The organism is Streptococcus parasanguinis, assembly GCF_001069785.1.
GTDB classification, from domain to species: Bacteria; Bacillota; Bacilli; order Lactobacillales; family Streptococcaceae; genus Streptococcus; species Streptococcus parasanguinis_T.
Genome location: NZ_JVSR01000077.1, coordinates 17,189 through 27,567 on the forward strand (window position 1 = coordinate 17,189; position 10,379 = coordinate 27,567).

A 10,379-nucleotide genomic window follows, 5' to 3' on the forward strand; every position below is an offset into this window, starting at 1 on the left:
GAAGGTTTTCCCTTTCAAACAACTTATTTCAAGCCCTGTAATTTCTCCAACACAACCTGATATACATCCGTTAAACTGCCCAAATCTCTACGGAAAACATCCTTGTCCATATGGTGCCCTTCAGCATCCCAAAGGCGGCAGTTATCTGGTGAGAATTCATCTGCCAAGATAATCTTGCCATCCTTATCAAAACCAAATTCCAATTTGAAGTCAATCAAGCGAAGACCAATTTGTGCAAACCAATCTTTCAGCAATTCATTGATACGACGCGTTTCTTCCTTGATATAGGCAATTTGTTCGTCGTTAGCAATATCCAAAAACTTTACATGCTCGTCATTGATGAATGGGTCGTCCAACTCATCGTTCTTGTAGTAAAATTCAACGATTGGAGTTTTCAAGTCCAAACCTTCTTCAACGCCAAAACGTTTAGAAAAAGAACCTGCAGTCACATTACGAAGAACAACCTCCAACGGAATAATTTTAACCTTCTTATTCAATTGTTCAGTATCAGAAATACGTTCGATAAAGTGCGTCGCTACCCCCGCTGCATTCAATTTTTCAAAAATAAGAGACGAAATCTGATTATTCAGCACACCTTTCCCCTCAATGGTTTCTTTACGAGCCCCATTCAGCATAGTGGCCTGGTCCTTATAGACCGACTTAATCACATGTTCGTCTTCTGTAGTATAGATATCCTTAGCTTTCCCAGTATAAATCAGTTGATTGGTCATGACTTTGTTCGCCTTTCGTATTTTATCACCTTCATTCTATCACATACAAAGTGTATTTTCAATAAAATTCCGTACAATATAAGTAGAATCCGAATAAAAAGGACAGAAAAAAAGATCATCCAGAATAATCTCTGAACGATCCCTTTTTCATTAGTGACCAGCAGTTCGTTTTTCGATATAGTCGACAACATCCCCTACTGTGTTAAATTCATCAATAGCCTTGTCCGGAATCTCAATTTGGTACTCATCCTCAAGATTGATAATAAATTCCATCAATTCAACAGAATCCGCCTGTAAATCCTTACGTAAGTCAGATTCCAAAGATACTTGAAAATCTGGTCCCTTGCGGTCTTTGAGAAATTCCTCAATAGTAGCTAAAATTTCGTTTTGTTTACTCATACATTACCCTTCCTTCGATAATTCCTTCACTGATTTTCCAACAACATCTGTCTCTAACATGGTCCGAATCTGACGAATCGTGCTATAGACAGCTTTGGCATCACTCGAACCATGCGTTTTAACAACAGGTGCTTGAAGACCAAACAAGACCGCTCCTCCAACATCTGAGAAATCCAAGGTTTGCTTCAATGATTTCAAACGGTCCTTGAGCAGAAAAGCTCCCAATTTCGCCTTCCAGTTTCCAGTGGCAATCGCTTGTTTCAATTGCTTCAAGATTCCAAAAGCCGTTCCTTCCATCGTTTTCAAGACAGCGTTTCCCGTGAAACCATCCGCCACAACGACATCAGCAACGCCATCCATCAAGTCACGCGCTTCCACGTTTCCAACAAAATGAATCGACTCATCCTCAGATAACAATTGGTAGGTTTCCTTGCGCAAAGGATCTCCCTTACTAGCTTCTGTCCCATTGTTCAATAGACCCACGCGCGGTTTTTGAATCCCACGAACATTTTCAGCATAATAGGATCCCATCACAGCATACTGATGCAAGTGCTCCGGTGTATTTTCCGCATTGGCCCCTAAGTCTAGCATATCATAGCCACGACCATCAACCGTTGGAAGTGTTGACATCAAGCCAGGTCGTTCCACCCCTTTGATGCGGCCAACGATAAAGAAACCAGCCGCCAATAGCGCACCTGTATTTCCCGCAGATAGCATAGCATCGACCTTACCATCCTTCACATCCTTGGCAGCTAAGACCATCGAAGCCTGTTTTTTCCGACGAATGGCCCGCGTTGGCTCATCATCTGAATCGATTTTTTCTTCCGTATGCACAATCGATACACGTTCTGTTGCGGTTAAATAGTCTTTGATTTTTGCCTCATCGCCATACAAGACAATCTCAATATCATCAAAATCACGAATGGCTTGATTCACACCTTCTACCAAGGCTTGAGGTGCATTATCGCCCCCCATTGCATCTACTGCAATTTTTTTCATGTTTCACCTCCAGATGAATCTTTCATAATCGCTCCCCAATCACTCAAGGAATCGATAAACTTTTTAGCTTTTAAATGGATCCCTACATACTCCTCATACAACTGATCAATTGCCTGACGCAGAGCTGCTTTCATCTCCGCTTGTAGAGAAATCGTCTCCAACTCACTGAATCGTACTGCTTGAAACTGATCCAATAAATAGAGAACATTCGGATGCCAGTGAGCGCGTCTCTCATCCTGATCATAGTGATCCGGACAAAGGACCCCACTATACCGAAAAGAGTAATCAAAAGGAAGTCCAACCCGATGACAGAAACAGCATTCATGCAGATTCAAGATAACTCCAAATCGTGATAGAATCTGAATCTCAAAAATATTGGTTAAAACCTCATAATCCAGTCCCTCTTCCATCAAAGACAAGGTCTTTTCTAAAAAAGCAAACAGGGCTGGATCCTCCTGATTATCCTGAATACTTGCATCTGCAAGCGCCAGAACATAGGTCGCATAAGAAAGGGCAAAAAGATCTGCATTGATTTTCTTATAAACCTGCACATCTTGAAAATCATCAATATAACTCAACCCATCATCATTGATTTTTAACAACATATCTGCCGTTACCAAAGGTTGCAACATGGGATTCAACCGTGATTTTCCCGCATGTTTCACAAAAAACATCCGCTTCCCTGACTTCTCTGTGAAGATTTTGACCAGCTTGTCATCCTCACGAAACTCCCGATTATACAGGACAATTCCCCGGGTCTCAATTGACTCCAGCATGTTCTTCCATATACTCCTTCAAGCGTTTCATTGCTTCCTTGATAACCTCCATGCTGGCTGCATACGACAAACGCACATAGCCTTCGCCATATTGACCAAAAGCAGCACCAGGAATGAAAGCAACCGCTTTTTCACGCGCAAAATCCTGCAAGAAAGCGAAAGAATCTTGATTATAACCAGCTGGGATTTTAGCAAAAATATAAAAGGCTCCATCTGGCTTAATCATCTCAAACCCAAGCGCGGTCATCTGTTCGATAATATAATCCCGACGCTTCACATATTCCTTCTTCATTGGCTCCGCATCATCCCGACCTTCCGTCAAAGCTTCGATCGCAGCATACTGGTTCATGGTTCCAGCAGCCGTAACCAAATATTGATGGCTCTTGATGAGTTGGGCTGTCAATGCAGCAGGCGCAAAGATAAAGCCAAGCCGCCAGCCTGTCATGGCATGAGACTTAGATAAGCCATTAATGACAATGGTCTGCTCAGGAATGAAGGATGCCATAGAGACATGCGCTTCTCCAGTATAAGTCAGCTCTGAATAGACTTCATCACAAATCACAAAGACTTCATATTTTTTTAAGACAGCAGCTAATTCTGCCATCTGTTCGCGCGAATAAGTGACACCCGTTGGATTAGCTGGATAATTGAGAATAACAGCCTTCAATTTTTCACCCTGCTCTAGAATGGCCTTTTCCAACTTTTCAGGAGTCAAGACAAAACGATCTGCTGTCGTATCAATTTCAATAATCTCCGCCCCAACCAAATTCACAATCGGTTCATAACCAGGATAAGCTGGTGCCGGAAGAAGCACTACATCTCCAGGTTCCAAGATTGCTGTCAAGGTTGCAGATAGGGCTTCAGTCGCACCGATCGTCACCAATATCTCATCTTCAGGACGGTAGTAAATACCATATTTATCAGCCACAAACTGACTCGCAGCCTCACGCAAAGCCAGCAAACCACTCATCCCAGTGTAATGGCTAAAATTCGCATCAATGGCAGCCTTTCCAGCTTCTTTTACATGTTCAGGAGTTGTAAAATCCGGTTCCCCCAAAGTCAAACGCAAGACACCAGGAATGGAAGAAATTGATTGATCGAACTGACGAATCAAAGAAACTTCGATCCGATTCAGATTTTTATTAAAACGTTTCGTTAAATCCATAGAACACCTCCAAAACACTTATATTCATTATACTATAAATAGGACCCCATCGCAAAAGAACAAGCCAGATCCCCACCTTTTGCTTACCACCAAAGGACATTTCAAAAATCCTTCCATGAAAAAAAGACTTAGCAATGCTAAGTCTTTCAAGTCATTATTGTTGACCACGTGTTGCCACGTATTTCAATTGATCTGCATGTTTTGCCACAAAATCCTTCATTTCTGAATCAGGAATTTGACGAAGGTAGAGGTTAGAACGAATGGTTTCATCCTCTTCACGACAAGTTGACAATACTAAGTATTTATCAGATGCTTTGATCTTGATATTAGGATTCTTCGTACGAGCTGACTCATAGATATTCTTCAATTGTGTCGTAAAATCATTGTCATCAGTAAAGCTTGTACGGTAGAAAGCGGTGTCCTCTGGGACAATGACCAATCCCATTACTTCATAATAATATTTCCGCTCTGGTGTCTCAATCACAACATACGGATGTTGGTCCAAATACTCTTGTTTGTCATAGTAGTTGACATCATTAAACATGCGATGATCGCCGACCTTACTACCACGAGCATGACCAAACAACCAAGTCAAACGATCACTGAAGTCTTTCTTGTTGTCCATATCCATGAAGACTGTCCCCATGTATGGTTCATTTCCACCATCAAACGTCTTATTCAAATAAGTTTCATTGTCAGTGGTTTGTACAACAGGTTCATCCAACTCAGTACCCGGTGCATAGACATAAGCAATTGCCTCAGGGTTAACAGCTGTTAACTGAGCAAAACGATTTTTCAAGTAATCTTTTTCTTCTTGGCTTGGTTCATATTTAGTTTCTTGCTTGGTTGAACTTGTTCCAGTTGTCTTTTTAGCCGTGCTAGATGACTTACTTCCTCCAAAAGGATTAAAGAAAATAAATCCAGCAACAAGCACAACAACTGCAACAAGAGCAGCAATCACAAGGCCCGATTTAGTTGAACTTTTTTCCCCAGCTCTTTTCATTCAATTAATCTCCTCTTGATGATTTTTTCTAAAAAATAACACTGAACCCGAAGGTCCAGTGATATTTCACGAGCTAATTAATAATCAAATTATTTAGCTGCGCTTGTTTTTGGAAGAGCTTTACCAGCTTGTTTTGAATCTGCTTTACCAGATTTAGCTGCTTCTCCACCTTTGTTTTCAGTTTTTTGAGCTTCTGATTTAGCTTCTTCTTTAGTTTGGTTGTTGTCAGAAGCTTTTACTTCTTTAGAGTTAGTGTTGATTGTAGCAGCACGGTCATCCAATTTGTATGGAAGTGTTACTGAACCGTTAGTATACATATCAGCAGTAACTGTTACTGAACCAGTAGCTGTTACAAGTTCTTTAAAGTCTGTAGCAGTAGTACCTACACGGTATTCTACAACTTCACCTTGGTTGAACAAACGTGGAGCTTCAGCATCACCACTTTGGTCAGTTACAGCAGAACCAATTGCAAAACCATTCAACATAAAGTCAATAGTTGCACCTGGAACTGGGCGTCCACCACCATCAAGAACAGTTACACGAACATGTTTGTTTGTATCAGCTGTTTTAACAGTGATTGGGCCATTTGTTTTACCAGAGATAACAGCTTCAGAAGTACCGCCAAAACGGTTGTTGTCACCTTTGTCTGTTTCAGCAGCTGGTGTTTTAACTTCTGATTTAAGACGTCCATCTGGTGTGTAGGGTCCAAATGTATCTGGACCTGTTGCAAATACTGGTGCTGCAGCTGCAAATACTGCAAGAGCTGCTACTGATGATAATAAAACTTTTTTCATTGTTTTATCTCCTTTTTTCTTTTCAAAAATTATTCGTTACTTCGTAACTATGACTAGTATACTAGGATATTCTTCCCATGTCAAGACTTTTTCTTTAAAAATTTAAAAAAATTTAAAGTTTTGACCTATTTGAAAGATGAAAGTACGAATGCGTAACATTTCTAAACGAATCCTATTTTACCACTTCATTTTTAGGCAATCGTTTCTTGGGCAAACTAGGATCCGCCTTTGCTTCTAATTCTTGAGCTGACTTGACCAGTTCTTTTCGCTTCTTTTCTTTTTTTAGCTCTTGCCACCATTGTCTGATTCCCATTTGTACTCCCTCCTATACAAAAGAGGCTGTTTTTCAGCCTCCTTATTGTTAACATTTTTTGGCATTTCCGATTTCAAACAGAGGTGAAAGAGGACGATTTTCATGAATGCGAACAATGGCCTCTGCAAGGAGTTTCGCAATCGAAATTTGCTCAATCTTATCAATCAATCGATCTTCTGGTAGATAAATCGTATCCAATACAACCAGCTTCTTAATGGCTGATTTTTGAATATTGTCCATCGCTGGGCCCGATAAAACTGGGTGCGTACAGCTCGCATAAACTTCAACAGCACCTGCTTCTGCAAGGGCATCCGCCGCATGACAGATTGTACCAGCTGTATCAATCATATCATCAATCAAGATACAAGTTTTACCTTCAACACTCCCAATGATATTCATCACTTCACTCGTATTCATCTTATCGACACTCCGGCGTTTATCAATAATCGCAATCGGTGTCTTCAAAAATTCAGCTAATTTCCGAGCACGAGTCACACCACCATGGTCTGGACTGACAACAACATAGTCTTTTCCAATCATGCCGCGACGTTCGAAATAGTCTGCGATCAAAGGCGCACCCATCAAGTGGTCAACAGGAATATCAAAGAAACCTTGAATTTGAGCAGCGTGCAAATCAATTGTCAACAGACGATCAACTCCAGCAACCTCAAGCATATTAGCTACCAACTTAGAAGTGATTGGTTCACGAGCCCGAGCTTTCCGGTCTTGACGAGCATAGCCGTAATACGGCATCACCACATTAATAGATTGCGCACTAGCCCGTTTCAACGCATCTACCATAATCAAAATTTCCATAAGATTATCATTAACCGGTGAGCTAGTGGATTGCAAAATATAAACATCTTTCCCACGGATTGATTCTTCAATATTAACCTGAATTTCTCCATCAGAAAATTGACGAACCGTTGACTTTCCAAGCGGTAGTCCCATTTCGCGAGACACACGTTGAGCCAATTCTTGATTTGACGACAAAGCAAAGAGCATTAAATCAGAAAATGACATGATTTCCTCCAGTAAAATCTAAAAACCATATTGTACAGTCAGCACAAATTTCTCCTGTAAACATTTTATCTCTTTTTAAGCAAATATTCAAATATTAATTTATGGAAAATACAAAATCCGGCCCTACTGACACTCTTTCAAAAAAAAGAAGCAGAACAACTGTCCTGCTTCATGGTAATTCTTAGTTTGGATAGATATAAGTTACAGTACCTTGAGCTGTTGTTGGGTTGAACCAACCACGGTAATTTCCAATACTACGGATACCGTTATAGTTAGATTCAGAAACTTGGATACTTGTTGTAGATTGAACGGCTGTAACGACTGCTACGTGTCCATAGCCACCATCATTCCAACATGCAATAGCACCAACTTGTGGTTGAGATCCTGTACGGAATCCTGCTGCCGCTGCACTTGCTGCCCATTGTCCACCATTACCCCAGTAATCACCAGCCCATGGAGCCAATGTCTTCGCACCCCATGTACATTCACCAACTGGATAAGATGATGCAGATGTACTATAAGTTGGACGAGAAGTAGTTGCTACTGGTGCAGCCGCTGCTTGAGTTTGAACAGCAGGTTGAGGTGCTGCTTGAGTTTGTGCTGCCGCTGGTGTTGCAGCAGGTGTTTGAGCTGCCGCTTGAACTTGTGCTTGAAGAGTTGTATTAGCTGAAGCTTTAACAGCTGCTTGTTGTTCTTTTTGTTTTGCACGGTAAGCTGCTTCAGCTGCTGCCGCTGCTGCTGCTGCTTTTTCAGCTTCCGCTTTTTGTTGCAACAAAGCATTCTTTTCGTTTTCAGCAGTTGATTTTTCAGCAGCCAAGTTCAATTGTGCTACTTTCAACTCAGCTTCTTTTGTTGACAAAGCTTGCGCATCATCTTCTAATTGCTGTTTGTTTGCAATGACAGTATTGATAGCATCGTTGTTTTCTTTTTGTTTTTGTGCAATCTCTTCTTTATCACGTTTTTGCTCTTGCAACATTTTGTTGTTAGCATCTGCAATTTCGTTCATAGCAGAAATACGTGAGATAGCTTCTGTCAAAGATCCAGAGCTAACAATCGCATTAATATAGCTTGTTGCAGTCCCAGTTGTTTGAGCACTACGTGCTTGATTTGCAAGTGATTCTTGACGAGCAACAATATTTTTTGACAACTCATCGATCTCAGCTGACAATCGTTCGGATTCTTCATTCAAACGGTCATTTTCAGCTTGAAGATTTTCTTGTTGTTTTTTAATTTCAGATACCTGACCTTGAATTTGATCTACCTGAGCTTGTGCACTTTGTTGTTGTTGATTAATACTATTGATTTTGTTATCTTGAGCAGCAATCTTATCATCTGTTGAATCAGCTGATACACCAGCTACGACAGCACCTTGTGATAAAGCAACTGTACTCAATAAGATTGTGGCAAATAATTTTTTCTTCATTAGATAAATTTTCCCTTTCTAATAAGACACTAACTAGTATAACAAATTTTTTAAAAATTTATATTACGCTATTGTTACATTTTTATTTCGAGTTTATAAATAAATCTTTTCAAGTAAAGGCTGTAATACTATTAATAGAAGCACATTCAAAATTAAACTTGGAAAAATTTGGTAAATAATTAGTGTAATCCAGTTAAATTTTATACTGATAAAAAGAATCAAAAGAAGATTTGTTAAAATCTGAAATAATAGAATCGTTAATAAAAATGTAAAAAAACGAGTCAATCGATTGACCAAAATAATCTGATTACACCGATAAAAAATCACCTGTAGTATAGGAAATACTATGAATGCAATTCCTAGAGTGTGTAAAAAATACACATCAAAACAAAAACCAAAGAAGACTCCCCACCAAATACTAGCTATCTCAGAGAAATAGAGACTCAATAACATAAAACCATATAGAAATAAAAATGAAGTAGGTTCAAAGGAGTTTGGACAGAAACGAGAAATAAGAAAAGAGATCTGCCCGTCAACAAATAAAGATAAGAATAAGATTAAAGGGAAAAAATGGTACTTACGTATGACTTTCACACTACTCTCCAATCAATAGTACATAACGATTGACATCTAAATTAGCCTTTGGTTTCACACGAATTTCTTGCCCTAACTGATCAGATGCCTTTTGAGTAGAAGTTACTGTACCAAGAGGTAAGTCACTACTCTTATATTTTCCTAAACCACTTGTTGAAACCAGAGATCCTTTTTTAATTTCAACTGGATCTCCAATTTGCAACAACCGAAACTCACCTGTCTTCTCGTCATAACCATTTAATAAAGCAAAAATAGATTGACCTTGACTCTCAATTTTAAACGTCAGGTGTTGTGAAGAAATAGTATCTTCGACTAATAATTTCACTTTGCTAGAATTTTTCTCTATACTTTCTACCACACCAATGACGCCACCAGACGAAAGAACAAACATAGAATCAGAAATTCCATCTGAACTACCTTTATCAATAACAAATTCCTGATCCCACGAACCATAATTACGGTCAATAATCTCACTAACGACTTGTTTAGAACCCGATACAGAATTCTTGATTGACATCAAATCCTTTAATTCTCTATTTTCTGATTCCAAACGGTTAAGTTTTGACTGGTCAATATCCTTTTGATAAAGACGTGATTTTAACGAACGGTTTTCATCATTTAATTCAGATAAAATCTTTAAATCCTTTGCCTTAGATTCCACAACAACAAATGGTACCGATACTGTCTTATCAACAATAGCTAATAGATCAGAAGATTTTAAAACAATCGAAGTTCTAACAGATGGAAAAAGAAATAAAATTCCTGAAACAGTTAAAACAAACACAAAACTAAAAATTTTAAAGAATCGATTCAAGAACATAGACAAAACCTTCAAAAATATAAAAAATAGTTTGAGATGACATCTCAAACTTCGAAATTATACGGAGAATGGGGGATTCGAACCCCCGCGCCAGTTACCCGACCTAACGATTTAGCAAACCGTCCTCTTCAGCCTCTTGAGTAATTCTCCAAAATGGGCACGAGTGGACTCGAACCACCGACCTCACGCTTATCAGGCGTGCGCTCTAACCACCTGAGCTACGCGCCCAAGTTAAAAACTTGGTAAAAAATGAACAAAAGTTCAAAGCGGGTGACGAGAATCGAACTCGCGACAACAGCTTGGAAGGCTGTAGTTTTACCACTAAACTACACCCGCTTA

At 39.5% G+C, this 10,379-nt stretch carries 12 protein-coding genes and 3 tRNA genes; all 15 read right to left on the reverse strand.

Features of this window, described 5'->3' with window-relative positions:
- Positions 1 to 23: 23 nt before the first annotated feature.
- Positions 24 to 731, reverse strand: a complete 708-nt coding sequence (gene purC, locus ADG03_RS06770; RefSeq protein WP_049473291.1) for a phosphoribosylaminoimidazolesuccinocarboxamide synthase — start codon at positions 729 to 731, stop codon at positions 24 to 26.
- 150 nt (positions 732 to 881) lie between these two features.
- Complete coding sequence (locus tag ADG03_RS06775; protein ID WP_024054589.1) at positions 882 to 1,130, reverse strand: acyl carrier protein; 249 nt, start codon at positions 1,128 to 1,130, stop codon at positions 882 to 884.
- A 3-nt stretch (positions 1,131 to 1,133) separates the two neighbouring features.
- On the reverse strand, positions 1,134 to 2,129 hold the full coding sequence (gene plsX / locus ADG03_RS06780) for a phosphate acyltransferase PlsX (protein WP_049473290.1): 996 nt from the start codon (positions 2,127 to 2,129) through the stop codon (positions 1,134 to 1,136).
- Complete coding sequence (gene recO / locus ADG03_RS06785; protein WP_049473289.1) at positions 2,126 to 2,905, reverse strand: DNA repair protein RecO; 780 nt, start codon at positions 2,903 to 2,905, stop codon at positions 2,126 to 2,128. The genes plsX and recO overlap by 4 nt, the downstream gene beginning before the upstream one ends.
- On the reverse strand, positions 2,889 to 4,070 hold the full coding sequence (locus ADG03_RS06790; RefSeq protein ID WP_049473288.1) for a pyridoxal phosphate-dependent aminotransferase: 1,182 nt from the start codon (positions 4,068 to 4,070) through the stop codon (positions 2,889 to 2,891). The genes recO and ADG03_RS06790 overlap by 17 nt, the downstream gene beginning before the upstream one ends.
- Before the next feature lie 154 nt (positions 4,071 to 4,224).
- On the reverse strand, positions 4,225 to 5,073 hold the full coding sequence (gene srtB, locus ADG03_RS06795) for a class B sortase, LPKTxAVK-specific (protein ID WP_049473287.1): 849 nt from the start codon (positions 5,071 to 5,073) through the stop codon (positions 4,225 to 4,227).
- Positions 5,074 to 5,162: 89 nt separating this feature from the next.
- Positions 5,163 to 5,867, reverse strand: a complete 705-nt coding sequence (locus ADG03_RS11765; protein WP_049473286.1) for a hypothetical protein — start codon at positions 5,865 to 5,867, stop codon at positions 5,163 to 5,165.
- 172 nt (positions 5,868 to 6,039) lie between these two features.
- On the reverse strand, positions 6,040 to 6,180 hold the full coding sequence (locus ADG03_RS11770) for a hypothetical protein (protein ID WP_173018897.1): 141 nt from the start codon (positions 6,178 to 6,180) through the stop codon (positions 6,040 to 6,042).
- Positions 6,181 to 6,228: 48 nt separating this feature from the next.
- Positions 6,229 to 7,203, reverse strand: coding sequence for a ribose-phosphate diphosphokinase (locus ADG03_RS06805; RefSeq protein ID WP_021154183.1), 975 nt, complete (start codon positions 7,201 to 7,203; stop codon positions 6,229 to 6,231).
- A gap of 181 nt (positions 7,204 to 7,384) precedes the next feature.
- On the reverse strand, positions 7,385 to 8,626 hold the full coding sequence (gene pcsB / locus ADG03_RS06810; protein ID WP_049473285.1) for a peptidoglycan hydrolase PcsB: 1,242 nt from the start codon (positions 8,624 to 8,626) through the stop codon (positions 7,385 to 7,387).
- A 93-nt stretch (positions 8,627 to 8,719) separates the two neighbouring features.
- Positions 8,720 to 9,220, reverse strand: a complete 501-nt coding sequence (gene mreD / locus ADG03_RS06815; protein ID WP_049473284.1) for a rod shape-determining protein MreD — start codon at positions 9,218 to 9,220, stop codon at positions 8,720 to 8,722.
- Between the two features lies 1 nt (position 9,221).
- On the reverse strand, positions 9,222 to 10,040 hold the full coding sequence (gene mreC, locus ADG03_RS06820; RefSeq protein WP_049473283.1) for a rod shape-determining protein MreC: 819 nt from the start codon (positions 10,038 to 10,040) through the stop codon (positions 9,222 to 9,224).
- Between the two features lie 62 nt (positions 10,041 to 10,102).
- Positions 10,103 to 10,190, reverse strand: a tRNA-Ser gene (locus tag ADG03_RS06825).
- A gap of 4 nt (positions 10,191 to 10,194) precedes the next feature.
- Positions 10,195 to 10,268 (reverse strand) — tRNA-Ile (locus ADG03_RS06830).
- A gap of 37 nt (positions 10,269 to 10,305) precedes the next feature.
- Positions 10,306 to 10,376: transfer RNA gene (locus ADG03_RS06835), tRNA-Gly, on the reverse strand.
- Positions 10,377 to 10,379 lie beyond the last annotated feature (3 nt).